24 protein-coding genes are annotated in these 26461 nt (G+C 71.8%); 20 read left to right on the forward strand and 4 right to left on the reverse strand.

Annotation, left to right across the window (positions count from 1 at the left end):
- Window positions 1–79: 79 nt before the first annotated feature.
- Together ACFVS9_RS02095 and ACFVS9_RS02100 are read right to left on the reverse strand one after the other, a co-directional pair.
- Window positions 80–1699 carry an amidohydrolase family protein gene (locus tag ACFVS9_RS02095; RefSeq protein WP_389929513.1) on the reverse strand — a complete coding sequence of 540 codons (1620 nt, stop codon included), beginning with the start codon at window positions 1697–1699 and terminating at the stop codon, window positions 80–82.
- 87 nt (window positions 1700–1786) lie between these two features.
- Complete coding sequence (locus ACFVS9_RS02100; protein WP_383115522.1) at window positions 1787–3118, reverse strand: amino acid deaminase; 1332 nt, start codon at window positions 3116–3118, stop codon at window positions 1787–1789.
- A 107-nt stretch (window positions 3119–3225) separates the two neighbouring features.
- Here ACFVS9_RS02100 and ACFVS9_RS02105 point away from each other — a divergent pair, with 107 nt between their 5' ends.
- The 4 genes from ACFVS9_RS02105 (at window position 3226) to ACFVS9_RS02120 (ending at window position 7084) form a co-directional block, all read left to right on the forward strand.
- The gene (locus ACFVS9_RS02105; protein WP_389929515.1) at window positions 3226–4284 is read left to right on the forward strand and encodes a sugar kinase; all 1059 of its coding nucleotides are present in this window, start codon (window positions 3226–3228) and stop codon (window positions 4282–4284) included.
- Window positions 4281–5039 (forward strand): IclR family transcriptional regulator, encoded by a 759-nt coding sequence (locus ACFVS9_RS02110; RefSeq protein WP_389929517.1) that lies wholly within the window; start codon window positions 4281–4283, stop codon window positions 5037–5039. Before ACFVS9_RS02105 ends, ACFVS9_RS02110 begins: the two co-directional genes overlap by 4 nt.
- Window positions 5040–5045: 6 nt before the next feature.
- Window positions 5046–5456, forward strand: coding sequence for a RidA family protein (locus tag ACFVS9_RS02115; RefSeq protein ID WP_383115519.1), 411 nt, complete (start codon window positions 5046–5048; stop codon window positions 5454–5456).
- A 155-nt stretch (window positions 5457–5611) separates the two neighbouring features.
- The gene (locus ACFVS9_RS02120; RefSeq protein ID WP_383115518.1) at window positions 5612–7084 is read left to right on the forward strand and encodes a GntP family permease; all 1473 of its coding nucleotides are present in this window, start codon (window positions 5612–5614) and stop codon (window positions 7082–7084) included.
- Between the two features lie 69 nt (window positions 7085–7153).
- Here the strand turns inward: ACFVS9_RS02120 and ACFVS9_RS02125 are convergent, their stop codons facing one another.
- Entirely contained in the window at window positions 7154–9052 is a 1899-nt protein-coding gene (locus ACFVS9_RS02125) for a serine/threonine-protein kinase (RefSeq protein ID WP_389929519.1), read from the reverse strand.
- Between the two features lie 181 nt (window positions 9053–9233).
- Between ACFVS9_RS02125 and ACFVS9_RS02130 the strand changes: the two genes are divergently transcribed.
- Both ACFVS9_RS02130 and ACFVS9_RS02135 read left to right on the forward strand, forming a co-directional pair.
- A complete protein-coding gene (locus ACFVS9_RS02130) occupies window positions 9234–10541 on the forward strand; it encodes an Nramp family divalent metal transporter (protein ID WP_389929521.1) in 1308 nt (435 codons plus the stop codon).
- A 104-nt stretch (window positions 10542–10645) separates the two neighbouring features.
- Window positions 10646–11773 (forward strand): hypothetical protein, encoded by a 1128-nt coding sequence (locus tag ACFVS9_RS02135; RefSeq protein ID WP_389929523.1) that lies wholly within the window; start codon window positions 10646–10648, stop codon window positions 11771–11773.
- A 98-nt stretch (window positions 11774–11871) separates the two neighbouring features.
- Here ACFVS9_RS02135 and ACFVS9_RS02140 read toward each other — a convergent pair whose 3' ends face one another.
- Window positions 11872–13605, reverse strand: coding sequence for a chitinase (locus ACFVS9_RS02140; protein WP_383115514.1), 1734 nt, complete (start codon window positions 13603–13605; stop codon window positions 11872–11874).
- A 560-nt stretch (window positions 13606–14165) separates the two neighbouring features.
- Here ACFVS9_RS02140 and ACFVS9_RS02145 point away from each other — a divergent pair.
- The 14 genes from ACFVS9_RS02145 (at window position 14166) to ACFVS9_RS02210 (ending at window position 26314) form a co-directional block, all read left to right on the forward strand.
- Window positions 14166–15026, forward strand: coding sequence for a hypothetical protein (locus tag ACFVS9_RS02145; protein WP_383115513.1), 861 nt, complete (start codon window positions 14166–14168; stop codon window positions 15024–15026).
- Between the two features lie 163 nt (window positions 15027–15189).
- A complete protein-coding gene (cpaB, locus tag ACFVS9_RS02150) occupies window positions 15190–15903 on the forward strand; it encodes a Flp pilus assembly protein CpaB (protein WP_383115512.1) in 714 nt (237 codons plus the stop codon).
- 7 nt (window positions 15904–15910) lie between these two features.
- Window positions 15911–17158 (forward strand): CpaE family protein, encoded by a 1248-nt coding sequence (locus ACFVS9_RS02155; protein ID WP_383115511.1) that lies wholly within the window; start codon window positions 15911–15913, stop codon window positions 17156–17158.
- A gap of 44 nt (window positions 17159–17202) precedes the next feature.
- Window positions 17203–17691, forward strand: coding sequence for a TadE family protein (locus ACFVS9_RS02160; RefSeq protein ID WP_383115510.1), 489 nt, complete (start codon window positions 17203–17205; stop codon window positions 17689–17691).
- Window positions 17685–18155 (forward strand): TadE/TadG family type IV pilus assembly protein, encoded by a 471-nt coding sequence (locus ACFVS9_RS02165; protein ID WP_389929526.1) that lies wholly within the window; start codon window positions 17685–17687, stop codon window positions 18153–18155. Before ACFVS9_RS02160 ends, ACFVS9_RS02165 begins: the two co-directional genes overlap by 7 nt.
- Before the next feature lie 37 nt (window positions 18156–18192).
- Entirely contained in the window at window positions 18193–19533 is a 1341-nt protein-coding gene (locus ACFVS9_RS02170) for a CpaF family protein (RefSeq protein WP_389929528.1), read from the forward strand.
- Between the two features lie 53 nt (window positions 19534–19586).
- A complete protein-coding gene (locus ACFVS9_RS02175; protein ID WP_383115507.1) occupies window positions 19587–20525 on the forward strand; it encodes a type II secretion system F family protein in 939 nt (312 codons plus the stop codon).
- A gap of 35 nt (window positions 20526–20560) precedes the next feature.
- Entirely contained in the window at window positions 20561–21448 is an 888-nt protein-coding gene (locus tag ACFVS9_RS02180) for a DUF5936 domain-containing protein (protein WP_383115506.1), read from the forward strand.
- A 52-nt stretch (window positions 21449–21500) separates the two neighbouring features.
- Entirely contained in the window at window positions 21501–22850 is a 1350-nt protein-coding gene (locus ACFVS9_RS02185) for a sensor histidine kinase (protein WP_383115505.1), read from the forward strand.
- A gap of 94 nt (window positions 22851–22944) precedes the next feature.
- The gene (locus ACFVS9_RS02190; protein WP_389929531.1) at window positions 22945–24024 is read left to right on the forward strand and encodes a response regulator; all 1080 of its coding nucleotides are present in this window, start codon (window positions 22945–22947) and stop codon (window positions 24022–24024) included.
- A gap of 203 nt (window positions 24025–24227) precedes the next feature.
- The gene (locus ACFVS9_RS02195; RefSeq protein ID WP_389929533.1) at window positions 24228–24461 is read left to right on the forward strand and encodes a hypothetical protein; all 234 of its coding nucleotides are present in this window, start codon (window positions 24228–24230) and stop codon (window positions 24459–24461) included.
- The gene (locus ACFVS9_RS02200) at window positions 24458–25060 is read left to right on the forward strand and encodes a pilus assembly protein TadG-related protein (RefSeq protein ID WP_389929535.1); all 603 of its coding nucleotides are present in this window, start codon (window positions 24458–24460) and stop codon (window positions 25058–25060) included. Before ACFVS9_RS02195 ends, ACFVS9_RS02200 begins: the two co-directional genes overlap by 4 nt.
- Window positions 25061–25085: 25 nt before the next feature.
- Window positions 25086–25676 (forward strand): hypothetical protein, encoded by a 591-nt coding sequence (locus ACFVS9_RS02205; protein WP_389929536.1) that lies wholly within the window; start codon window positions 25086–25088, stop codon window positions 25674–25676.
- Window positions 25677–25738: 62 nt separating this feature from the next.
- A complete protein-coding gene (locus ACFVS9_RS02210) occupies window positions 25739–26314 on the forward strand; it encodes an OmpA family protein (RefSeq protein ID WP_389929792.1) in 576 nt (191 codons plus the stop codon).
- The last annotated feature ends 147 nt before the right edge of the window (window positions 26315–26461 follow it).

The following is a 26461-nucleotide window of genomic DNA, read 5'->3' on the forward strand; positions in this document are numbered from 1 at the left end:
GCGGGCCCTGCCCGCCGCCCCCGGTCGCCCGTCTCCGAGCCCCGGCCCGCGCGCCGGGGCTCCGTGCGCCCCCCCGGCCTCAGACCCGGGCGCCCGTGCCCCGCACCGCCCGGCCCGCGAGCGTGGAGGTCCGCCTGCCGTCCTCGATGACGAAGCGGCCGTCGATCAGCACGTGCGGGATGCCCACCGGGAGGGCGCGCGGCTCGTCGAAGGTCGACCCGGCCGCCACCGTGGCCGGGTCGAAGAGGACCAGGTCCGCGCGGTACCCCTCCCGGACGTACCCGCGGTCCGGCAGGCGCAGCCGGGCCGCCGGGCGGGAGGTGAGGTGGGCGACGCACTCCTCCAGGGAGAGGATGCCCAGCTCCCGGACGTACCGGCCGAGGTACTGGGGGAACGTGCCGTACGCGCGGGGGTGCGGCTTGTCGCCCTGGAGGATGCCGTCGCTGCCGCCGGTGTGGACCCGGTGGCGCATGATCTGCCGGACGTTCTCCTCGTGGCCGACGTGCTGGAGGATCGTCGTGCCCAGCCGGTCCTCGACGAGCAGCCGACGGGCCGTCACCCAGGGCTCCTCGCCGCGCAGAAGGGCCGACTCGGCCACCGTACGGCCGACGTGGCCGGACAGCTCCGGGTTGCCGACGCCGGAGATCTCGATCCTGTCCCACTCGATCGGGACGCCGTGGCAGCCGTCGGAGCCCAGCACCTCCACGTGGTGGCGGATCCGCTCCGCCGTCGCCCCGTCCGCGAGCCGGGTCAGCACCGACGCCGGCCCGCCCTCGCTCGACCAGCTCGGCAGCATCGCCACGAGGGTCGTGCAGCCGGGCGTGTACGGGTAGGTGTCCAGGGAGATGTCGGCGCCCGCGTCGAGGGCGTCGTCCAGGAGGGAGAGGAGTTCGGGGGCCTTGCCCTCGTTCACGCCGAAGTTCATGGTGGCGTGGGCGAGATGGAGGGGACACCCGGCGTCGCGGGTGAGCCGCACCATCTCCTCGTACGCCTGGAGGGCCCCGGCGCCGTACGAGCGGTGGTGGGGGCAGTAGTAGCCGCCGTGCGCGGCCACCACCCGGCACAGCTCGGTGAGTTCGGCGTCCTTCGCGTACATCCCCGGGGTGTACGTCAGGCCCGAGGACATGCCGGCCGCGCCCTCGGCCATGCCCTGGGCGACGAGTTCCCTCATCCGGTCCAGCTCGGTGTCCGTGGCGGGCCGGTCGTCCCAGCCGACGGCGAGCATCCGCACCGTGCCCTGCGGGATGAGGTAGGCGGCGTTGACGGCGATGCCCTGGCCGCCGAAGTTGCGGTCGAGGCGGTCCAGGTAGCCGCCGACGGTACGCCAGTCGAAGTCGATGTCACCGCCGTCGCCGTTCCAGCCGGCGATGGAGCGGCGGACCTCGGCGAGGGTGCGGTCGTCGGCGGGGGCGTACGAGAGGCCGTCCTGGCCGAGGACCTCCAGGGTGACGCCCTGGGCGGCCTTCGCGCTGTGGTCGGGGTCGCGCAGCAGGGCGAGGTCGCTGTGCGCGTGCATGTCGATGAAGCCCGGCGAGAGCGCGAGGCCGTCGGCGTCCAGGGTGCGGGCGGCCGAGAGCCGGGGGCCGTCGCCCTCCGGGCGGATCTCGGCGATCCGGCCGTCCGTGACGCCCACGTCGGCGCGGTAGGAGGGGGCGCCGGTGCCGTCGACGACGCGGGCGTCGCGGATGACCAGGTCCATGGGTGTCGCCTTTCGGGAGGGGGCGCGGGGATCGTTCCGCGGGGATCGTGCCGCCGGGGCCGCTCGGCCGGGGCCGTCCGGCCGGGATCAGAAGAAGGTGCGGATGTAGTCGGTGACCGTGCCGTCCGCCTCCACCAGCGGGATCAGCTGCCACTTGTCGAAGGACGTACAGGGGTGCGAGAGGCCCATGCCGATCCAGTCGCCGACCTCCAGCTCGGCGCCCGGGTCCGTACGCACCCAGCCGTGCTGGTCGGACAGCCCGCTGACGGTGATCCCGGTGGCCGGCCGCACCGAGCCGTCGCGCGCGGAGCGCACGACCTGCGCCTCGGGCAGGTCCAGGTCGTAGGCGGCGTCGCGCTTGCCCGCGTTGACGAAGGCCTGCTCGGGCGTGGGGCGGGAGACGACCTGCGCCCAGAGCCGGAACGCGGGTCGCAGCGCACCCTCCTCGGGGATCCGGTTGAAGGGGGTCAGATGGCGGTAGTGGCCGTCGTCATGACTGACGTACGCGCCGGAGCGCAGCAGCTTCAGGACGGGCCGGCTGAGCGGGGGGACGTGGGCGAAGACGTCCGCGACCGCGTCGAACCACGCGCTGCCGCCCGCGCTGATCAGGATCTCCCCGCCGTCGGCCGGATCGCCGAAGCGGCCCTCGGCGTCGAAGGAGGCGGCCAGCGCCACGAGCCGGCGCAGCCACTCGCGCACCCGCTCGGGGGAGGCGTCCGGGACTTCGCCCTCGTAACCGGCGACGCCCACCAGGCGCAGCGCCGGGGTGGCGGCGACCGCGTCGGCGACCGCCGCGCAGTCGGCCTCCGTACGGGCGCCGGTGCGGGCGCCCCGGCCGGCGCCCAGCTCCACCACGACGTCCACGGGGCGCACCGCGCCGGCCGCGCGCAGCGCCTCGTCCATCAGCTCGACGCCGCGTACGGAGTCGACGTAGCAGGCGAACGTGAAGTCCGGGTCGGCGTCCAGCTCGCCGGCCAGCCAGCGCAGCGCCACCGCGTCCACGAGCTCGTTGGCCAGGAAGATCCGCCGGATGCCGTGGGCGCGGTACACCCGGGCCTGGTGGGGGACGGCCGCGGTGATGCCCCAGGCGCCGTACTCCAGCTGGCGTGCGAAGAGCTGCGGGGACATCGACGTCTTGCCGTGCGGGGCGAAGGCCAGGCCGTGCCGCTCCGCGTACGTCTCCAGGAGGGCGAGGTTGGCCTCGACCGACTCGGCCGACAGGGCCAGCACGGGGGTGGTGAAGCCGCCCGAGAAGAGGTTGCGGCGCTCGGCCGCCAGCGCCCCCACGGTCAGTCCCTCCGCGTCGGGCGGCAGCGCCTTGAAGCGGTGGTCGACCCGTTCGCCGGCGAGTGCCGTCACGGACTGTTCGGAGGACTGCTCGGCGGCCAAGGGGATCTCCTCGGAAAATTGTCGTTGCATTCTGTGCAACAGGCGTTGCGTATATCGCTCAGGGCTGTCTAACATCCGAGCCGATGCCGGGTCAATGGTGAGCACCGGCGCGCACGGCCGACCATGAGGAGCCCAGAGTGTCCGGATCCGCAGCCGGGACAGCCACCGCGGACGTCGTCTGCCTCGGCGAGTCCATGGTGACGTTCCTGCCCTCCAGGCCGGGCCCCCTCGCCGGCGTCCCCTCCTTCGGGCGGGGCATCGGCGGCGCCGAGTCCAACGTCGCCTGCGCGCTCGCCGCCGCGGGCCACCGGGCGAAATGGGTCGGCCGGGTCGGCGCCGACGGCTTCGGCGACCACCTCGTCGACACGATCGCCGGCTACGGGGTCGACACCTCCGCCGTGCGCCGCGACCCCGGCCGCCCCACCGGCATCTACTTCCGCACGGCGACGGACCGGGCCACCGACACCCACGAGGTCGCCTACTACCGGGCCGGTTCCGCGGCCTCCGCCATGTCCCCGCGGAACGTCCCGTACGAGGACCTCCTGCCCACCCGCGTCCTGCACCTGTCCGGCATCACCGCCGCGCTCTCCGCCGACTGCCTGGCACTCCTGCACGACCTCACCGCCCCCCGCGAAGGGCGCCCCACCGTCTCCTTCGACGTCAACCACCGCCCCGGCCTCTGGCGCGAGGGGGAGGCGGGCCCGGAGGTGCTGCTCGACCTCGCCCGCCGCTGCGACCTCGTCTTCGTCGGTGAGGACGAGGCGGAGGAGGCCTGGGGCGTCCACGGCACCGAGGCGATCCGTGAGGCCCTGCCCGAGCCCGGCGTGCTGGTCGTGAAGCGGGGCTCCGAGGGCGTCACCGTCTTCTCACGCACCGGCACCGGCGCGGCGGGGGACACCGTCACCACCGTGCCCTCCCTCCGCGTCGACGTCGTCGCCGCCGTCGGCGCGGGCGACGCCTTCGCCGCCGGATTCCTCTCCGCCACCCTGCGCGGGCTGCCCGTACGCGACCGGGCCCGGCACGGCCACCTCATGGCCGCCGCCGTCCTCACCGTCCCCGGCGACCTCACCGACCCTCCGGCACGGGCGCACGCCGACCGCCTCGCCGCCCTCGACGACGAGGCCTGGGGGACACTTCGTCTCGGCCCCGGCTGGACAGCCGCCGACGGGGCGAACGAGGAGGTACGAGTCACATGAGCCAGACCGTCGACCGCGCGCTGAGCATCCTGCCGCTGCTCGCCCAGGGCCCCGCCGACCTCGGCCAGGTCGCCGAACGGCTCGGCGTCCACAAGTCCACGGCGCTGCGCCTGCTCCGTACGCTCCACGAACACGGCCTCGTCTACCGGCAGGAGGACCAGCGCTACCGCCTCGGCGCGCGCCTCTTCGCGCTCGCGCAGGAAGCCGTCGAGAACCTCGACGTCCGCGAGATCGCCCACGGCCACCTCGTCGCGCTCAACGAGCAGTGCGGGCACACCGTCCACCTCGCGGTGTACGAGGAGAACGAGGTCCTCTACATCGACAAGGTCGAGAGCCGCTACCCCGTGCGCATGTACTCACGGATCGGCAAGCCCGTCGCGATCACCGTCGCCGCGGTCGCCAAGCTGCTCCTCGCCGACCTCTCCGAGCCCGAGCGGCGCGCCGTCGCCGAACGGCTCGACTACCCCATGTACACGTCCCGTTCGGTCCCGAACGCCGGTGCCTTCCTCAAGGAACTCGCCGTCGTACGTGACCAGGGATGGGCCACCGACCTCGGCGGCCACGAGGAGTCCATCAACTGCGTCGGCGCCCCCATCCGGGGCGCGGACGGCCGGGTCGTCGCCGCGATGTCGGTGTCCGCGCCGAACGTGGTCGTCACGGCCGAGGAACTCCTCACCCTGCTCCCGCTGGTGCGCCGCACCGCGGACACCATCAGCCGGGAGTACTCCGGCACCACCCCCGTCAAGAAAGCCTGAACCGCCATGACCGAGAAGACCGCCCTCACCCCCAGCACCCACACCACGCCGCCCGCGAAGTTCTCGCACGGCGTGAAGAAGGGGAACATCCTCCAGGTCGCCGGTCAGGTCGGTTTCCTGCCCGCCGTGGAGGGCCAGGCCCCCACCCCGGCCGGACCCACGCTGCGCGAGCAGACCCTCCAGACCTTCGCCAACGTCAAGGCGATCCTGGAGGAGGGCGGCGCGAGCTGGGACGACGTGATGATGATGCGCGTCTACCTCACGGACGTCGACCACTTCGCCGAGATGAACGCCCTCTACAACGAGTACTTCGAGGAGCAGGGCCTCACGGCACCCGCCGCCGCGCGTACGACGGTGTACGTCGGCCTGCCCAAGGGGCTGCTCATCGAGATCGACGCCCTCGCGGTCCTCGGCTGATCACCTGATCTGCCGAGCCGGCGCTCCGCCCCCGGAGAGCCGGCTCCCCCGAACCGCTCACTCACGGCACGGCGCCCCGTCCCTTCCCCCGAGGGGCGCCGTGCCGCGCTCCCCCCTGCCCCGAAGGACCCCGTCACCAACGGAGTTGACCGCTCATGCTGCTCGCCGCCGCCCCCGCACCCGAGGCACCACCCCACACCGGTGGACTGCTCCTCCTGATCGGCGGGACCCCCGGTCTGCTGACCGTCGCCGCCCTCGGGATCGTGCTCCTGCTCTTCCTGATCATCAAGGTCAGGCTGCAGCCGTTCGTCGCCCTGCTCGCCGTGTCCATAGCCGTCGGCCTGGGCGCGGGTCTCTCCGTCACCGAGCTGTTCGGCACGGTCCAGAAGTCCGCCGCGGTCTCCGTCATCGAATCCGGCATGGGCGGCATCCTCGGGCACGTCGCGATCATCATCGGGCTCGGCACGATGCTCGGCGCGATCCTGGAGGTCTCCGGCGGGGCCGAGGTCCTGAGCGCCCGGCTGCTCAACCTCTTCGGCGAGAAGCGCGCCCCCCTCGCCATGGGCCTCACCGGCCTCATCTTCGGCATCCCGGTCTTCTTCGACGTCGGTATCTTCGTCCTCGCGCCGATCGTGTACGCCGCCGCCAAGCGCTCCGGCAAGTCCGTCGTCCTGTACGCGATGCCGCTGCTCGCCGGCCTCTCGATGACCCACGCGTTCCTGCCGCCGCACCCCGGCCCGGTCGCCGCCGCGGGCCTCTTCAACGTCTCCCTCGGCTGGGTCATCCTGATGGGCGCCCTCGTCGGCCTCCCGTCCGTCCTCGCCGCCTGGGGCTACGCCGCCTGGATCGGCAAGCGCGTCTTCGTCGAGGTGCCCCAGGACATGGTCGAGGCGGCCGAGGAGTCCAAGGCCGCCGTCGTCGCCGAACAGCGCGCCGCCGGTGTCACCCCGCACGAGAAGCCCGTCCCGCTCGGCACGGTGCTCGCCATCATCGGCACCCCGCTGGTGCTCATCCTGGCCGCGACGTTCTCCTCCATCGCGCTGGACCCCTCCACCCCGCGCTCGGTCGTCGAGTTCTTCGGCAACCCCTTCGTCGCGCTGACGATCGCGCTGCTGCTCGCCTACTACCTGCTGGGCATCCGCCGCGGCTGGTCCCGCAAGTCCCTGGAGTCGGTCTCCACCTCCTCGCTCAAGCCCGTCGGCAACATCCTGCTCGTCGTCGGCGCGGGCGGGATCTTCGGAGCGGTCCTCAAGGGCAGCGGCATCGCCGACGCGCTCGCCGACACCTTCAACGACGTCGGCCTGCCGGTCATCCTGCTCGCCTGGCTGATCTCCGTCGTCCTGCGGGTCGCGCAGGGCTCGGCGACGGTCGCCATCGTCACCACGGCGGGCATCGTCGTCCCGCTCGTCGAGGGCCAGGACATGTCGCAGGCGCACCTCGCGCTGATCATCATGGCGATCTCGGCGGGCTCGATCTTCGCCTCGCACGTCAACGACGGCGGGTTCTGGATGGTCGCGAAGTACTTCGGCATCTCCGAGCGCGACACCCTCAAGACCTGGACGGTCCTGGAGACGGTCCTCTCGGTCGCCGGGTTCGTGGTCGCCGCCGCGCTGAGCCTGGTGATCTAGAGCCTCCCGCACCCGGCCGGCCCCGAGGAAGCCCCGGGGCCGGCCCCGCCCACCGGGGCCCCCGGGACCTCAGACCCACCGGACGCAGAGCACCGTCCGGTCGCCGTCCACCTCGAACCGCCAGTAGTCCTCCCGGTCGTCCTCGCTCTCCGCGCAGTAGCCGGGCGGGTACGCCGACTCCGCGCGCCAGCGGCCGGTGATCTCCAGGATCGCGTTGTACCCCTCCGGCACGCTGCCCCTGCCGCAGCCCCACACCGTCAGGAGCCGGCCGTCCACCATCCGGTCCCCCCGGTGCTTCGCGGGGAAGCACTGCCCGACGCGGAACTGGCGCTGCACGCAGAGCGTGGTGCCGAACTCCGGCTTCGAGCCGGAGTGGGTCCAGTGCGACGCGCCCGAACCGCTCGGGCAGTCGGAGGAGCTGACCCCGCTGCCGGCCGAGGTCACCCTCAGATAGGCGTCGGCGGCGTCGCAGTCCACGGTCTCCGGGGTGTCGGTCGACCAGTCTCCGTAGCCGTCGTCCGACGCCGTCAGGCAGTCCCCGGAGGACACGGCGCCGAACGCCTCGTCGTCCTCGTCAGGAGCCGGCTCCGGCACCGGGCGGGGTGAGGAAGCGCCCGTACCGCCGCTCGGCTCCGGGCCCGTACCGCTGCCGGTGGTCGCGCTCGCGCTCGCGTCCGCTCCCGCGCCGCTGCCGGAATCCGTACCGCCGTCCGGCCGTCCGGCCATCCACAGGACCATGGCGACGACGGCCAGCACCACCAGCAGGCTCAGACCGGAGAAGCCCCTGGCGGACGGGGGCGCGGGCGGCCGGGCCGGAGCCGGGCGAGGGGGTGCGGCGGAGGCCGGGGACGCCTGCTGCCCGGCCCTCACCGCGGCGTCCCCCGCCCGGGCGGCCTGCTTCCGTACCCGCATCCGCCCGTTGCCCTCCGCCGCCTCCCGCAGCCGGTCCCGCGCGCGCCGGGCCTGCTCCCGCTCGGCCCGCCCGTGATCCTGCGGGTGCGCGCGGGCCGGTCCCGTGGGCAGGGCCACGGCCGTGCCCCCGTCGGGACCGGTGCCGTCCCGGGCCAGCTCCCGTCCCTGGTGTCCGTACGCCCCGATCAGGCTCGTCCAGTCCGGCGGCAGCCAAGCGCGGCCGCCCCGCGCCTGCGGGAGCCCGGCCAGCGACCGCCGGAAGCGCGCCAGCATCTCGGCCGGGGTGGGACGCCGCGCGGGATCGGCCTCCAGGCAGGGGCGGATCAGAGCCGTCAGTTCCCCGGGCAGGCCGTCGAGGTCGAGCCGGCCCCGCTGCACCTGGGCCAGCAGGGCGAGCGTGTCGCTGCCGGCCCGGTAGGGAGGCCTGCCGAGCGTCAGGTGGAAGAGGGTCGCCCCGAGCGAGTACACGTCCGACGCCTCGGTCGACGGCTCGCCCCGCGCCTGCTCGGGCGAGGTGAAGGCGATCGTGCCCAGGGTGAGCGTCGTGCGGGTGAGGTCGTGCGCGTGCGAGATGCCGAAGTCGATGACCCGCGGCCCCGGGAGCGGCAGCAGGATGTTCCGGGGCTTCAGGTCCCGGTGGATGATGCCCACGCCGTGCAGCGCGACCAGGGCCTCCGCCGTGCCCGCGGCCACCCACTGCACGGCCGACGCGGACAGCACCCCCGCGGTCCGCACCAGTTCGGAGAGGGACGGTGCGGCGACGTAGTCGATCGCCATCCACGGGCGCTCCGCCCCGGGGTCCGCGTCCCGCACCCTCGCCGTGAACGCGCTGTCCACGCGCTGGGCCAGCTCCACCTCCCGGGCGAACCGGCGCCGGTCGTCGTCGCCGACGACCCCCTCGGCGAGCAGTGTCTTCACGGCCGCGAGCTGCCCCGCCGCGTCCCGGGCGAGGTAGATGCGCCCCATGCCGCCCGAGGCGAGCCTCCCGATCAGCCGGTACCTGCCGAGCGTCGCCGGATCCCCGCCTCCCAGCGGTTCAACTCGCGCGCCTGCCATGTCACTTCCCCCGTCCAGCGCCCTGCGGTCCTGCGCGACAAGCGTCGCACGGGGACCCGGGGCGGGTGCACCGCCGTCCCCTGTCACGGAACGTCCACAGCTGTACGCGGCCCGAGGGGGCCCGGCGGGGGTGTCACACGCCCTCTTGTGCGAAGCGGAACTTTACGCTTCGTTGACCGGCATGGCCGAGACAAGCGGAACCACAGAGACCGGGGAGCCGGACTCCCGTCCACGTCAGTCCAGTTGGAAGTACATCGGCCCCGGAATCGTCGTGGCGGCGACCGGGGTCGGAGCCGGGGACCTGGTCGCGACGCTCATCGCGGGCAGCAGATTCGGGTACACCCTCATGTGGGCGGCCGTGATCGGCTGCCTCGTCAAGATCTCCCTCGCGGAGGCGGTGGGCCGCTGGCACCTCGCGACGGGCCGCACCCTCTTCGACGGCTGGCGCACGCTCGGCGGCTGGACCACCGGCTACTTCGCCGTGTACGTCGTGGTCTGGGGCTTCGTCTACGGCGCGACGGCCATGTCCTCCAGCGCGCTGCCCATCGTGGCCCTCTTCCCCGACGGGCCGGGCCTCAAGACCTGGGCGATCCTCACCGGGCTGGTCGGTCTGGTCTTCGTCTGGTTCAACCGGTACGCCGTCTTCGAGAAGGTCATGACGGTCCTGATCGGCGTGATGTTCGTCGTCGTGGTCTACGTCGCGGTCCGGGTGGTGCCCGACGCCGGCGCCTCGTTCGCCGGACTGCTCCCCGTGCTCCCGGACGGCTCGCTGATCTACACGCTCGGACTGATCGGCGGGGTCGGCGGCACCATCACCATGGCGGCCTACGGGTACTGGGTGAACGCCAAGGGATGGTCCAACTCCTCCTGGATGAAGGTGATGCGGATCGACAACCGGGTCGCCTACCTCACGACCGGCATCTTCGTCGTCGCGATGCTCGTGGTCGGGGCCGAGCTGCTGCACTCCTCGCAGATCGCGCTGACGAAGGGCGACCGGGGGCTGGTCGACCTCGGACAGGTCCTGGAGGACCGGTTCGGCGCGGGCACCGCGAAGCTGTTCCTGGTCGGCTTCTTCGCCACGTCGTTCTCGTCGCTCATCGGTGTGTGGCACGGCGTGAGCCTGATGTTCGCCGACTTCGTGGAGCGGATCCGGGCCGGCCGCGGCGGTGCCTCGGCCGTGGAGGGGGCGGGCAGCGGGACGGTCGGCAGGCAGGAGCGCTCGGTGCCCTTCCGCGCCTACCTGCTCTGGCTGACCTTCCCGCCGATGACGCTCCTGTGGCTGGACGAACCCTTCGGACTGGTCATCGGCTACGGGGTCCTGGGCGCCTTCTTCATGCCGTTCCTGGCCCTGACCCTGCTGTGGCTGCTGAACTCCTCCCGCACCCCGAGGGAGTGGCGCAACGGCTGGCTCAGCAACGGGATGCTGGCCGTCGCGGGGCTGCTGTTCGTCGTGCTGTGCGTCCAGCAGGTCCGCGAACTCCCCTGGTGACGCCGGGCGCCGGCGGGGCCCCGGGGGTCCCGCCGACGCGACACGCCCGCCGCACCGGGTATGCGCCTTGTGGCGCGGGGAACGCCGGTGACAAGGTGGGAGGCATGGCGCACCCCCTTCACCCGCCGGATCACGCGGCGGTCCTCGCGGAGGTGCGGACGACACGGCGGGCGGGGGTCGTGGGGCTGCGCGGGCTCGCCACCCCCGAGCTGTCCCGCGTCGCGGCGCTGAAGAGCTCCGGCGCGGCCGGGAGCCGCCCCCTCACGGTCGAGGAACTGCTGCGGGCCGCCGTCGCCAGGACCGGCGGCGGCACCCTGCGGGACGCCGCCGAACTGAGCCTCGGCCTCGCCGACGGAACGAGGGACCGGCCAGCGGCGGACCGTCGCCGGCTCGCCGCCCGCGTCTACGGGGTGAGCGTCGAGCGGTTCCGCAAGCACCACGAACTGATGGTCCTCGGGCAGGTGGCGGAGCAGGTCCTGCTCATCGCCGCCGAGGCGGCGGCCGGGGAACGCCGCCCGGACCCCGCGGACGCCCCGGCGCACCCCGCGCTGCCCGCCGCGCACCGGGTGCTCACCCCGCTGGTGCACGGCCGCCGGGCCACGGTCACGGTCCACGTCCACTCCGTGGACCTGCTGCGGGACATCGACGTCGTGGTCTCCCCGTCCAACGTCTACTTCGCCCTGCCCGCCCCCTACAAGTCCTCCGTCGCCGCCACCCTGAGACGGGCCGGGGCGCGCAAGGACCCCACCGGGGCGCTCGTGGAGGACCACCTCCACGACGAGCTGCGGGAGTGGGCCGTACGCAACGGGATGCCGGGCAGGGCCGCCCTGCCCGGGACCGTGGCCGCCACCTCGGCGGGGGCGCTCGGCGACCAGGGCGTACGCCGCGTCTACCACGCGGCCACGGCCGTCCCGCGGCCCGACAGCAACGACTACGACGTCCGGCCGGTCGACGTCACGCGCTCGGTGACGGCGGTCTTCGCCCTCCTCGCCCGGGAGTCGCCCGCCCACACCCCGCCGCTCCGCAGCCTCTGCCTGCCGCTCCTCGGCGCGGGGCGCGGCGGCCTCACACCCGTGGAGAGCTTCGGGGCCCTGTGGACCGCCGTGGAGGCCGAGCTGGCGCGCGGGGCCCCGTGGGACATCCACCTCGTGGTCCGCCGGCCCGCCCGCGCGGACCTGGTCGCACGGCTCCTCGCCGGACCCGGCACGGCACCTGCCGCCGGGGGAGTCTGAGGCGGGCGGGAACCGCCGCGCACCGACGGGACCTGGCGGACCTGCGCCCGCAGCGCCGCCGGGGGAGCGGCGGCGCTGCGGGGCCTTCGGGGCCGGGGCTACGGAAGCCCGTGGACGTGCGGGCCGACCGCGCCGGACCACGCGTTGCCCGCGGTGGCGTCCCAGTTCGTGGACCAGGTCATCGCGCCGCGCAGGTCCGGGTAGGTCCTGGAGGGCTTGAACGAGCCGCAGGAGGTGCCCTTGGCCAGGCAGTCCAGGGCCGCGTTCACGACGGAGGGGGCGACGTAACCGCTGCCCGCGCCGCGGGTGGAGGCGGGGACACCGAGGCCGACCTGCGACGGGGCGAGGCCGCCCTCCAGCTGGATGCAGGCGAGCGCGGTGAGGAAGTCCACCGAGCCCTGGGAGTAGACCTTGCCGTCGCAGCCCAGCATCGAACCGCTGTTGTAGTACTGCATGTTGACGACGGTCAGGATGTCCTTGATGTTCAGCGCCGTCTTGAAGTACTCACCGGACGTCGACTGCATGTCGATGGTCTGCGGCGCCATCGTGATGACGAGGCCGGAGCCCGCCTTCGAGGAGAGGGAGCGCAGCGCCTTCGTCATGTAGGTGGAGTTGAGGCCGTTCTCCAGGTCGATGTCGACGCCGTTGAAGCCGTACTCCTGGATGAGCGCGTACACCGAGTCGGCGAACGCGGTCGCGGAGGCGTCGCTGTTGACGGCGACGGACCCCTTCTCACCGCCGACGGAGATGATGACGTTCTTGCCGGCGGCCTGCTTGGCCTTGATGTCGGCCTTGAACTGGGCGACCGTGTAGCCGTTCAGGCCCGCCGAGTCCAGGTTGAAGGTGACCGCGCCGGGCGTGGCCGTGGCGTCCGCGAAGGAGACGGCGATGATGTCGTAGTTCGCCGGGACGTCGCTGAGCTTCTGGACGGTGGCGCCGTTGTTGAAGTTCTGCCAGTAGCCGGTCACCGCGTGCTTGGGCACGGAGGTGCTGGGGCCGGGGCCCGGGTCGGTGGCCTTCGCCGTACGGCCGCTCACGGTCGCCGACTTCACGGACTCACCGGCGGAGTTCGTCGCGCTCACGGAGAACTGGTACGCCGTGTCGGCGGCCAGCCCGGTCACCGTCGCCGAGGTGCCGGTGGAGGTGGTGGCCTTCGCCCCGTCCCGGTAGACGGTGTAGCCGGTGGCGCCGGAGACCGCGGTCCAGCTCAGGGCGACCGAGGAGCTGGTCGTCGCTCCCACGGCCAGTCCCGCGGGGGACCCCGGGATCGCGGGCCCCGGGTCCGTACCGCCGCCGCCGTCGGGTCCGGTCACCTGGACGTCGTCCGCGAAGTAGGCGGCCTGGCCGTACCAGCCGTGGGTGTAGACGGTCACGGAGGTGGTGGAGGGGCCGGTGGTGAAGCTGGTCTTCAGCTGGGTCCAGGTGCTGGACCCGGGCGACCAGGTGGAGACGTCCGTCGTGCCCGTGCCGCTCGCGCCGATGTAGGCGTAGCCGCCCTGCACCCAGGAGCTGAGCGTGTAGGTGGAGCCGGGCTTCACGGCCACGGTCTGCGTGCACTTGGCGTTGTCCTGCCCGGCCGGGGTCGCCTTGAGCGCGGAGGTGCCGCCGTGCACGGGGGAGGAGACGGTGGTGCCGCTTCCCCCGGAACAGGTCCAGTTGGCGAGGCCGGACTCGAAGCCGGCGTTCTTCGCCACGTTGACATCGGCCGCCTGCGCGGTGCTGACGAGCCCGGTGACGGCCAGCGTCCCGGCCGCGACGACGGCGACGGCCCCGCCGAGGAGCGGCCGGACCCGGCTTCTTCTGTGCCTGCTGCTGCCTGCGGAGCGTTCCACTTGCTGCCTCCGGTGGGGGAGTTGGGGGTGCTGGCGGGGAACGGTGGCCACCGTTGGCCGATAAACTGGTCCAGACCAATCAAGTTGTCAAGACCTCTGGTGGTACGGATGCGTCCGGCGGGCGGAACAGGGTGACCGAACCGTGTCCTTGTCCACCGTCCGGGTGACCGTTCGAGAACCCCGGCACGCACTCGCACGGGTGATGCGGCCGGAGCCTCCGGACCGTGACCGGGGGGAAATGCCGAGGCGCCGGGGAAATCGGATCCGGCCCGTTCTGACGTGCGCGGATGAATTCCCCCGGATTTCAAACATCAACGGTCCGGGTAACTCTGCGCAGTGGTACAGGAGTTAACGAATCTGCTTTTCGTCCGATTTCGTACGGGCGCACCGCGAAGGGCTGCCGAGCACGACTTCGTGCGGGGTTCCGATATCTGTTCTCCGCCTGGTATGACGTGGCTAAAGTGCTGGGCAAGATGCACGGAGCAGGAGCGATTGCGGCCGGAGTCACCTCCGACGACGGCCGGAGCCGAACGGGGAAGAGCGTGCCGACCGCAATAGCAGTGACCAGTGCTGATCTGGTGCTACCGCCGACCGACCAGCAGACGCCGCCCGCGGCGCTCCTGCGGGCGCCGGGCGACCAGGGCCTGGACGCCGCGCTCTCCGACATGCAGCTGCTGCTCGACCAGCACGGCTACGTGATCGCCGTCTATCCCGCGAACCTCGCCCCGGCCCACGAACGCCGCCTGCACACCATCAGGTCGGTGCTGGAGAGCGACCGGATCGCCCTCCTCAAGGTGGACCTCCCGCCGCTCGGGGTGGCCGTGCTCGTCCGGCAGCTGAGGCAGCTGTCGGTCTGCGACTTCAGCGCCGGGGTGGTGGCGTCGGCGGCCCGGCTGCTCTCCCACTACATCCACGCCGGTGCCCAGCTGAACTCGGTGACCAAGCTCGACCGGGTGCCCGTGAGCCTGAAGGCCCACGCCAGGTCGTGGATGCCGGGGACCCAGTTCGGCGTACTGGCCAATCCGGCCCCCCAGCTCGTCAAGGTCGGCACGGGTGAACTGACCGGACCCGATTTCGGCACGCATCTCCTGGTCGCCAAGGGGCAGTTGCAATCCGACTGGGTCACCGCCACGGTGGCACCCGCCTGGCAGGTCCAGGCGGTCCACGAAGTCGCCCCGCTCGCGGATTCGCCGGGCTGGTGGGGCACCTCGAAGATGGTGGAATTCGCCGCCTTCCTGCCCGACATCTCGGTCGTCTACCAGCTGGTTTCCTCGGTCCGCAGGGAGGTCTGCACCTGGTGCCGGAACGAACTCATCGGTGACCGCTGCGGGTTGTGCTCGGCCCCGCTGAGACCGCAGGAGAGCAGGACGCGCGGTCCCGGAGCCCCGAGCCGCGCACTCGCGGTGCGGCAGAAGCCGTAGGAACACCCGCACGCCCCCGCGCCTTCCGGCCGGGGACGGGGCGGCCGGGCACCGGCTTCCCGGCACCGCACCCGCCGCACCTCCCGCACCCGGAACGCCACCGCGTCCCCACCGCACGTCCGCCCGACCGTCGGCCCACGTCTCCCACGAGGTTGCTCCGCCCATGAACTCACGGCAACGCCGCGGCGTCATCCTTCTGCTCCTCTCGGTCCTCTGCGCCTTCGGCGCCTTCGCCGGTGTGCTCTCGGTGATCAGCGACGTCAACTCGAAGGTGGGGCCGGAGGTCACCGCCTACCAGGTGAAGTCGGACGTGGCGCCGTACACGGCCCTGACCCCCGCGCAGTTCGAGAAGGTCGAGATGCCCAAGCGCTGGCTGTCCGAGAACGCGGTCACCGACCTCGCGGTCCTCAACGGGAAGATCGCCGTCACCCAGCTCCACAAGGGCTCCCTGCTCCAGGACGACATGCTGGTCAGGCGGCCCGCGGTGGAGAACGGCGAGCAGGAGATAGCCATCATGATCGACGCCGCGACCGGCGTCGCGGGCAAGATCCGCCCCGGCAACCTCGTCAACATCTTCGCGACCTTCGCCGCCGAGAACGAGGGCGACAAGGCCTCCTCCCGCGTCATCGTGCCGAACGCCCGGGTCATCGACGTGGGCCGGCTGACCGCCCTGGAACCGGACCGGGACGACCGCAACAGCGGCCCCACCGAGGCGGTGCCGATCACCTTCGCCCTCAACACCACCGACGCCCAGCGCGTCGCCTACGCCGAGTCCTTCGCCGAGCACGTGCGCCTCGCCCTCCTGCCGGAGAACAGCCCCACCACCCTCCGCCCGGGCGAGGGCAGCTACGACCTCGACGAAGACAAGAACAAGTGAGGGCCGGATGAGCACGAGAATCCTCCCGGCCGTCGGTGACCCCGACGCCGCCCGATCCATCACCACACTCCTCAGCCAGCTCCCGGACGCCGAGCCGGCCGGGCCGCTGGGCGACTCGACCGCGCTGCTCGACACCCTGGCCCGGCTGGCCGGCGAGTCCCTGGACGAGCTGCCCGAGGTCGTGCTGGTCCACGAACGGATCGGCCCGGTACCGGCACTGGAACTGATCCGCGAGGTGTCCCTGCGCTTCCCCGCGGTCGGGGTCGTCCTGGTCACCGCCGACACGAGCCCCGGGCTCTACTCGGCGGCGATGGACTCCGGCGCGCGGGGGCTGGTCGCCCTGCCGCTCTCGTACGAGGAACTGGTCCAGCGCGTCCAGGCGGCGGCGGGCTGGTCCGTCGGCGTCCGCCGGCATCTGAGCCAGGGGGCCGACGTCTTCACCGGCCCCGGCGGCACGGTCGTCACCGTCAGCGGCGCCAAGGGCGGTGTCGGGACCACCGTCACCGCCGTCCAGCTCGCCCTGGCCGCCGGCGCCTCCGGCAACACGGTGGCGCTGGCCGACCTGGACCTTCAGTCCGGTGACGTGGCGTCCTACCTCGACGTCCAGTTCCGCAGGTCGATCGTGGACCTCTCCACCATCCAGGACATCTCCCCGCGCGTGCTCCAGGACGCCCTGTTCGAGCACGACACCGGGCTGGGGCTGCTGCTCGCCCCGAACGAGGGCGAGCGGGGCGAAGAGGTCAGCGAGCGGGTCGTACGCCAGACCATCAGCGCCCTGCGGCACCGCTTCGACGTGGTGGTCATCGACTGCGGTACGCACATGAACGCGGCCAACGCCGCCGCGATCGAGATGGCGGACCGGGCGCTCCTGGTGACCACCCCGGACGTGGTGACCGTCCGCGCCGCCAAACGGCTGGTCCGGCTCTGGGACCGCCTCCAGGTGCGGAAGGCGGAGGAGACGATCACGGTCGTCAACCGGTACACCCGGAACACGGAGATCCAGCCGCCCCTGATCGAGAAGATCACCGCCACCAAGGTGGCCCGGATCGTGGTCCCCGCGAACTTCAAGGAACTCCAGTCCGTCGTGGACGCGGGCCGAATGCAGGATTTGGAAGCCAAGTCCACGGTGAAACAAGCACTGTGGGGACTCGCCGGAGACCTGGGACTCGTCAGGAGCGACGCGGCGGTTCCCGGACAGGGCAGGTCCAGGGGCGACCGGGGCGCGGCCGGCGGCCGGCGCGGACGTGCCAGATGACGACCGGAACGGTGAACGACCCAGCCGAGGGGGACAGTTGAACCATGAGACTTCCAGGAACAGGACCCGCCAGGGGCCCAGGAGGAGCAGCCGTACCCGTCTTACCCGGCGCCCGGGGACCGGCCGGTGACCCGGCCGCGCCCGCTCCGGGGCTGCGGGCCGCACTCCGCGGTGACCGGGGGCAGGCCGCCATCGAGTTCACCGGGACACTCCCGCTGATCCTGGTCACCCTCGCCCTGATGTGGCAGGCGGCCATGGTCGGCTACACCTTCATGCTCGCGGGCAACGCGGCCGACAAGGCCGTCACCGCGGCCACCACCGCCGACGGCAGCCGGCAGGCGGCCTGCGTGCGGGCCGGTGAGGAGGACCTGCCCGGCGCGTGGCAGGCCGACTTCCACTGCACGCAGGAGGGAGACCTCGTCCGGGCCCGGGCCGACGTCAAGGTGCCGCTGTTCTTCCCCGGCGGCTTCAACCTGCCCATCACGCTGCCCGGTGAGGCCGCAGCCAACACGGAGAGCCGCGGATCATGGTGACGGACACCCTGCGCACCGAACCCGCCCCGGCCGCGGGGACACATGTCGGACCCCGGCCCGTGACACGCGCCGCACCCGCCCCGGCCCCGGGGACACGGCCCGGCCCGAGGGCCCGCGTCGCCGCCCAGCGGGGGCAGGCCGCCATCGAGTACGTGGGCGTCCTCACCCTCCTCCTCGTCGTCACCCTGGCCGTCGTCCAGCTGGGCATCGCGGTGTACGCCGCCCAGCAGGCCGGCACGGCCGCCCGGGCGGGAGCCCGCGTCGCCTCGTACGACCGCGCGTCCATGGGCGCCGACCAGGCGGCACGCGCCTCCATGAGCGGATGGCTGGCCGACGGGGCGTCCGTCGAGGAGCGGCCCGGCTTCGACGGGACGACCGTGACCGTGAAGGTCCCCATCCCCGCCCTGCTCCCGATGTTCGACTTCGGATCGGTCACGAAGAGGGCCACCATGCCGCGCGGCTGACCGCCGTACCACCGCACGACGCAAGGGAGTTGAGGGCATGAGCCTGCGGGCGCGCATCACCGGTCCCGAACCGGCCAAGGGGCTGAGCGAGGAGAGCCGGCTGGTCGGGATCTACCGCGCCAAACTGCTGGAGGAGATCGACCTCGCCGAGATGTCCGCCCTCGCGGCGGCCGAGCGCAGAGCGCGCCTGGAGCGCGTACTGGGCCACATCATCAGCCGCGAGGGCCCCGTCCTCTCCTCCACGGAGCGCTCGCAGCTCATCCGCAGGGTCGTCGACGAGGCCCTCGGCCTCGGCATCCTGGAACCGCTGCTCGAGGACGCCTCCATCAGCGAGATCATGGTCAACGGCCCGGAACAGGTCTACGTGGAACGCGGCGGGCGCCTCGAACTGCTCCCCATGCGCTTCTCCTCCAACGACCAGCTGATGCAGACCATCGAGCGCATCGTGTCCACGGTCAACCGCCGCGTCGACGAGGCGAACCCCATGGTCGACGCGCGCCTGCCCTCCGGCGAACGCGTCAACGTCATCATCCCGCCGCTCTCCCTCAAGGGGCCGGTCCTCACCATCCGCCGGTTCCCCCGGGCCTTCACCCTCCAGGAGATGATCGGGCTCGGCTCGCTCGACGACCAGATGCTGGTGCTGCTCGCCGGACTCGTACGCGCCAAGTTCAACGTGATCGTCTCCGGTGCCACCGGCACCGGCAAGACCACCCTGCTCAACGCGCTCTCCGGGCTGATCCCCGACGGCGAGCGCATCGTCACCATCGAGGACTCCGCCGAACTCCAGCTCCAGCAGTCCCACGTGATCACGCTGGAGAGCCGCCCGTCCAACGTGGAGGGCAAGGGCCAGATCACCATCCGCGACCTGGTCCGCAACTCCCTGCGCATGCGCCCCGACCGGATCATCGTGGGTGAGGTCCGCGGCGGGGAGACCCTCGACATGCTCCAGGCCATGTCCACCGGCCACGACGGCTCGCTCGCCACCGTCCACGCCAACAGCGCCGAGGACGCGCTGATGCGCCTCCAGACACTGAGCTCCATGTCCGAGGTCGAGATCCCCTTCGTCGCCATCCACGACCAGATCAACAGCGCCGTCGACGTGATCGTGCAGCTCACCCGCCACGCCGACGGCTCCCGCCGCATCACCGAGATCGCGGTCGTCGACTCCCACGGGCGCGAGGACTACCGCATCGTGTCCGTCTGCCGCTTCGAGGCCCGGCCGATGGCCCCGGACGGACGCGTCCACGGCCGGTTCGCCTACCACCCGCTGCCCCGCAGGATCGCCGAACGCCTCTACATGACGGGCGAGGCGATCCCCGCCGCCTTCGGCGTCGCCCGGTCGGAGGACCAGCTGAGCGTACGCAGATCCACCGCCTGAGCCGCCCGGTCCCACACCCCACTCCGCCGCCCACCGAGAAGGTCCCGCCCGACATGGATAATCTTCCGCTCCTGACGATCGGAGCCACGCTGCTCGCCGGCCTGTTCGCCGTCATCGGGGTGCACGTCTACTCCTCGGGCAACGCGCAGCGGCAGATCCTGTTCGACCGGATGTCCCAGACGGGTCAGATCACCATCGGGGGGCGCACCCGCCGATTCCGCGGGGTCGACCGGCGGCTGCGCAGGACGCGCCTGGGCAAGCGCATCGAGCGCAAGATCTCGGCGACCGGCCTGGACCTCACCCCCGGCGAGTACGCCGTCTACGTCGTGGCCGCGCTGCTCGGCCTCTACTTCGTCGTCGGCTCGGTCTTCGCCCCGTTCTTCGGCCTGCTCGCCGCCGTCATCGGTCTGTGGGGCGGCAACGCCTTCCTCAACTGGCAGCGTGCCAAACGCACCGAGGCGTTCATCAACCAGCTGCCCGAACTGACCCGTGTCCTGGCCAACGCGACCCAGGCGGGCCTGGCCCTGCGCACCGCGATCGCCATGGCGGTCGAGGAGCTCGACGACCCGGCCCACGAGGAACTGCGCCGCGTCGCCGACCGGCTGGCCGTGGGCCACACCCTCGACGACGCCCTGAACGAACTGGTGGAACGGCTGCCCTCGCGGGAGCTGACCGTACTGGTCTCCACCCTCATCCTCTCCAACCGGGCCGGCGGCACCATCGTCTCCTCGCTGCGCAACCTCACGGAGACGCTGGAGGAACGCAAGGAGACCCGGCGAGAAGTGACGACCCTCCTGTCACAGGTCAAGGTGACAGCCGTCGCGGTCCCCGTCCTCGGCATGGGCTTCCTGCTGATCATCAACGGCATGCGGTCCGGAGCGCTCGACGACATGACCGCGGCCACACCGGGACGCATCGCCGTCGTCGTCGCCGCGGGCCTCTACGGCCTGGGCTTCTTCCTCATCAGCCGGCTCACCCGCGTCCGCATCTGAGACCGACGGCCCCACGAAAGAGGAGAGGACACAGCATGGACCTTCTGATCGCGGCCGTCTTCGGACTCGCCGTCTACGGGGCCTTCCAGGGCATCCGTATGTACCGGGCCGACGCCGAACTCCCCGGCGACCTCGCCATCGCCCTGGAGGTCGGCGCCAGCCGCACCACCGCCACCGGTTCCGCGATCGACCGCATGGGCATGCGGTACGCGCCCCGGGTCCTGCGGATGATGGGCCCCAAGCGGGTCGACAAGGTACGGCGCAAACTGGATATGGCGGGCAACCCGGGCGGGATGACGGTCGACCGGTACGCGGCACGCCGCGCCGTCTACACCGGGCTCGGCACCGTGGCGTCGCTCTCCATGCTCATGAACGGGCAGACGGTCCTCGCCGTCCTCCTGCTCGTCTACGGCTACTTCTGGACCGATGTCATCATCCGTTCCGCCATCAGCCGCCGCAAGGACGACATCGACCGCACGCTCCCCGACTTCCTCGACGTCCTCGCCGTCGTCGTCTCGGCCGGACTCGGATTCCGGCAGGCCCTGGAGCGGGTCGCGGAGAAGTACGCCGGCCCCTGGGCCGACGAACTGCGCATCACACTGCGCCAGATGGACATGGGCGTCAGCCGCCGCGAGGCCTTCGACCAGCTCCGCAGGCGCAACCAGTCCGAGCAGGTCTCGATGTTCGTCTCCGCCCTCCAGCAGGGGGAGGAGCTCGGCGCCCCGATCGTCGACACCCTCATCCAGATCGCCAACGACATGCGGCGCACCGACGCCCAGAACGCCCGGCGCAAGGCGGCGAAGGCCGTGCCCAAGGCGACGCTCATCATCACCAGCTTCATGCTCCCCGGCACGATGATCCTCATCGCCGTCGGCTTCTACTACGCGGCCGACGTCAACATCGGCGACGTCTTCGGATCCTGACCACCACCCCGCACACCGCACCACCGGCAGCCAGGAAGGAGGTGAGAGGCCCATGGGACCACGACGGGCGGGACCCGCACTCACCGGAGGACCCGACGCGACCACCGCCGGCGGCACACCCGGCCACGTCCCTGCGCTGCCCATCCAGGTCAACGCCCTCCAGGCGCTCTGCCGCCAGCTGTTCGGCTTCCGCCTCGCCATGACCGCCCTGGCCGCCCCCTTCGCCCTGGCAGGCGTCCACGACGAACTCGGCAGCTGGCTGGTGGGAGCCGCCGTCCTCGTCACCGTCATGGTGTCGTACGCCCTGATGCGGGACTGGGAACGCTTCGGGCCGGTCCTCCTGCGCCACCCCGCGCTGCTCGCCGCGGACATGCTCTTCGGCGCCCTCCTGCTCTTCGCCGCCACCCCCGGCTCCACCCTCACCTACGTCACGGTGTGCACCCCCCTGCTGGCCGGTCTGGTCTACGGCTGGCGCGGAAGCGCGATCTTCGCGGTCCTCCAGTCACTCCTGCTGGCCGCCGCCTACGGGGTCAGTGACGAGGCCGAGGCGGACGCGTCGGCGCTCCTCCTCGTGGGCCTCTGCATCATGGCCGGCGCGGTCGGCAGCGCCCTGCGGGGACTGCTGCTCCGCTTCGGCGCCGCCTCCCAGGCGCTCACGGAAACCCGGGCCCGCCTCGCGGTCAGCGGCGCGGTGGAGAAGGAACGGGCCCGCCTCGCCCGCGAGATGCACGACTCCGTCGCCAAGACCCTGCACGGCCTCGCGCTCGCCGCCGACGGGCTCGCCGGCTCGGCCGGCCGGATGGACCCGCTCACGGTCAGGCACCAGGCCGAACTCGTCGCACGCGCCGCCCGCCGCGCCGCCGCCGAATCCCGCGAGCTCCTCTCCGACCTGCGCCGGGAGTCCGGCCTCGACGGAGGCGTGGACCTGCTGGGCGAACTCGCCGCGCGGACGGCGGACTTCGAGCGGCGCCACGGGGTCAGGGCCGTCTTCCGCAGGCTCGGCGACGGCCCCGTACCGCCCGTCCCGCACGCCGTGGCCCGGCACGCGCTCACCATCGCCACCGAAGCCATGGAGAACGCCCGGCGCCACGCACACCCCAGCTACCTGGACGTCTCCGCCGGCCTGGTCCGCGACGTGGTGCGGATCAGCGTCTACGACGACGGGGAGGGCCTGCCCCCGGGCACCTCCCTCGCCGAGCTGCGCAAGGCCGGGCACTTCGGCCTGGTCGGCATGGTCGAGCGGGCCGCGTCCATCGGCGCCCGCATCCGGATCGGCCGGGGCCGGGCGGCACGGGGCACCGAGGTGCGGCTCGACCTCTCGCTCGCCGCGATGAACCCGGCACCGCCCGGCCTGCCCGCCCACCCCCCGTACCCACCCCCGCTCGGGCAGGTACCCGGCTGACACCCCCGACCGCGCACGACCCGCCCCCCCACGGCCGACGCCCACCGGGCAGCGGCGCACGACACAGTCCCCACCCTTGAGAGGAGGCCGCACCATGCCGGACGAGATCTCCCGCAGTTCCGGGGAGCAGTGGACACAGCACCCGCATGTCTCGCAGCACACGTCCTCGCACCTCGGCCCGCTCAGCTCACCCCCCACCCCCGGTACCCCCGCACCCGCGGCACCCGGAGAGCCCCCCGCGTTCCCCGGCCCCGACACCCCGCCCGCCGCGCAGCCGCTCAGGGTCGTCGTGGCCGACGACAACCCGGTCGTCAGAGCGGGCCTCACGGTCCTGCTCCAGGGGCGCGCGGACATCGACGTGGTCGCCGAGGCCGGAGACGGCCGGCAGGCCTACGAGGCTGCGGTGCGGCACCGCCCGGACGTCATCCTGCTGGACGTGCGGATGCCCGGCGTCGACGGCATCTCCGCCCTGCCCCACCTGGTGCGCCTGGCCCCGGTGCTGATGATGACGTACAGCCGTGAGAGCGCGATCGTGCACGAGGCCCTGCGCCTGGGCGCCGGCGGCTATCTCGTGCACGGCGAGTTCACCGCCGACCAGCTGGTGGCGGCCGTACGGGACACCAGGGACGGGCGGGCCCACTTCACGTACTCCGCCACGAGCGCGCTCCTGGAGTCGGTACGCGGCGGGGGAGCGACGGGCCAGGGCGCCCAGGCCCTCCCCGACGGACTGGGTACGGCCTTCGGCAGTCCCGGCCACCTTCCGGCCGGCCCGCCCGGGCAAGCGTCTGCATCCGCACACGAAGGGCGAGGGCTTTCCGTGGACGGATCCGGCGGTATCCCTCAGCCGGGCGCTCCCCAGGGGGAGTTGAGTACACGCCGATTCCCGCAAAATGCTTCGCTTCCGCAACCTTCTGTGGGACATTCGTCTCCGGAGACCCCTGTGGCGGTGGCCCGGGGGCCGGTCGGCGAGCTGAGCGAACGGGAGGTGGAGGTCATGGACCTGATCGCGTCGGGCATGACGAACCAGCAGATCGCCGCCGCCTGCTTCATCAGCCAGAAGACGGTCAAGAACCACATCAACCGCATCTTCGCCAAGCTCAACGCCGGCAGCCGCGGCGAGGCCATCGCCGTCTGGCACCGCCTGTCGTCCGGGGGGTCGACGAGACATGCCTGAGAATCCCGTGGGCCCGAAGACCCACCCCGCGAAGTGGGCCCGGAGTTGGGTCCGCAGACCCATGTGCGCGAGTGCGGCCCCGGCGTACGTTTCCCGTGTCGAAGGCGAGACCGGCCAGGAGGAAGCCGGAAGCGCGGACGGCAGGCGAACGTACGCAGCAGCGTCGGCCGATCCCAGGTCGGCCGAACTCGGAGGGGAACACCATGTCGAACATCACCCTGAAGGCCGCCACCACGACGCAGGCCTACGTCAACGGCTGGAAGAACACCGCCGTGGAGGCCATGAAGCGCCGGAGCGACAAGGGCCAGGGCGCGATCGAGTACGTGGGCATCACCATCCTGGTGGTGGCGATCGTGGTGGCGCTGCTGCAGACGAACCTGGGCGCCACGATCGGCAACAAGTTCACCTCCAAGATCAACGAAGTGCTCAACGGGTGATCCGTCGGGCGAAGTCCGAGGCAGGGCAGGCCGCACCGCTGTACATCACGGCGGTGGTCGGCCTGCTCTTTCTCGCGTTGATCTTCTTCGTGTTCGGCGAGGCGGACGTCAGGCGCAACGGAGCCCAGACCGCGGCGGACTCCGCGGCGCTTGCCGCGGCCCAGGAGTCCCGCAGCCTGGAAGAGGCGGAGCTACGGGCCCACATCTCGGACAGGGTCTACCTCGCCTACCTGTTCAACGGTCCGTTTCCCGGTACCCACAGCGGCTGCGCGCAGGCGTCGGGTTTCGCCGCGCGGAACGACGCCACCCGTCTCGCGTGCAGCCCGGTCTTCGGCGGGCGCTGGGGATTCGAGGTCGGAGTCAAGTCCAACAAGGGGATGAGCGCGAACCTGGTTCCGGGCACCGAGGGCAAGCACGCGACGGCATCGTCGGTGGCGGTCGTCGAGTCGCGCTGCAAATTTGTTCCGAACCCGGACACGACCGGGGTGTCACCCGGCACACTCTTCTGCGGCGCCAGAAACTGGGTGATCAACCCCAAGGACATGGCACTTCTGCCTGACATGGTCGACCTCTTCACTGTACGGCTGGCCGAAGACTGACCGCGATCGAAAAGGACCTTGACCAATGAGCATTCCGCATGTGGGGAAGCTGCGTCGAGCAGCCACTGCCGTGATCCTGGCAGCGGGCCTCACCCTGTCTGTGGCCGCCTGCGGCGGTGATTCAGGCAAGAGTGAGGAGAAGGCGCCCGCGGCGGCTTCGTCGAAGCCCCCCGAGGACTCCGGAAACGGTGACGGCGAGACCGTTCCCGACACCAGCAAGGTTCTGGTGACGGTCAAGGGTGATTCCGGCATCGACATGGTGATCAACTCGGCGAAGCGCGACTCCGGCGGCTTCCTCACCATCAGCGGACAACTCAAGAACACCGGCAGCGGTCTGTACACCACGCCCATTCAGTGGAGTGGTGACGAACAGGCCGTCGCCGGCACCGGACGGTCGCTCGCGGGGATGACCCTGGTGGATTCCCAGGAGAAGAAGCGCTACTACGTGCTGCGCGACACCGACAACCGTCCGCTGACGACGAGCGGGTTCGACCCGAGCATCGAAGCGGGGAAGAGCCTCACGTTCTTCGCGCAGTTCCCGGCACCTGCGACGTCGACCAATCAGGTCGATCTGCAGTTTCCCGGCTTCTCCAACGCGACGATTGAGATCTCTTGATGAGCAGCGCCATCATCGGTACCCAGCGGGCACGGGTGGCGATGACCGTGCTGGCCGGGGTGATGACCCTCTCCATCGCCGCTGTGCCGGACGCCGTGGCGGATGACAGCCCCTACCCTTCCGCTTCCGCGGAGGTCCCGGTCCAGGTCGACGCCAACGACTCCGACCTCAAGCTGCCGGAAGGCGCCACGCTGGCCGCACCCAAGGTCCTCGACATCAAGTCCGTCATCGAGGACCTCGGAGGCGAGGAACGTCGCGAGGACACCAACTCGGACATCAAGTTCGCCCTCCAGGCCGAGGTCCTGTTCGGCAAGGACAGCGCCAAGCTGAGCTCCGCCGCCAACGGCCGCATCAGCGCCATCGCCGCCGAGATCAAGAAGCAGGACGCGAAGAAGGTCCGTGTCTTCGGCTTCACCGACAACCTCGGCTCCTCCGCGCACGGAGACGTCCTCTCCAAGCAGCGGGCCGACGCCGTGCACAACGTCCTGGAGTCGTCGCTGACCGGCTCCGGCATCACCTTCGAGATCCGTGGCTACGGCGAGCAGTACCCGATCGCCGACAACAGCACGGAGGACGGCCGCAAGAAGAACCGCCGTGTCGAGGTCTCCTTCCTGCGCGGCGAAGGCTCGCAGAGCTGACCGGCCGCGGCAGGTGAGGCAGCCCCCGTCCGGGGGGGGGGGGGGGGGGGCCCGGCCCCCCCCCCCCCCCGGGGGGGGGGTGTTTAAAAAAAAAAAAACCCCCCACACCCCAAAAAAACAACGAAAGGGGGTTGTGGTTGGAATAGA

Source organism: Streptomyces sp. NPDC058008, assembly GCF_042886395.1.
GTDB lineage: Bacteria > Actinomycetota > Actinomycetes > Streptomycetales > Streptomycetaceae > Streptomyces.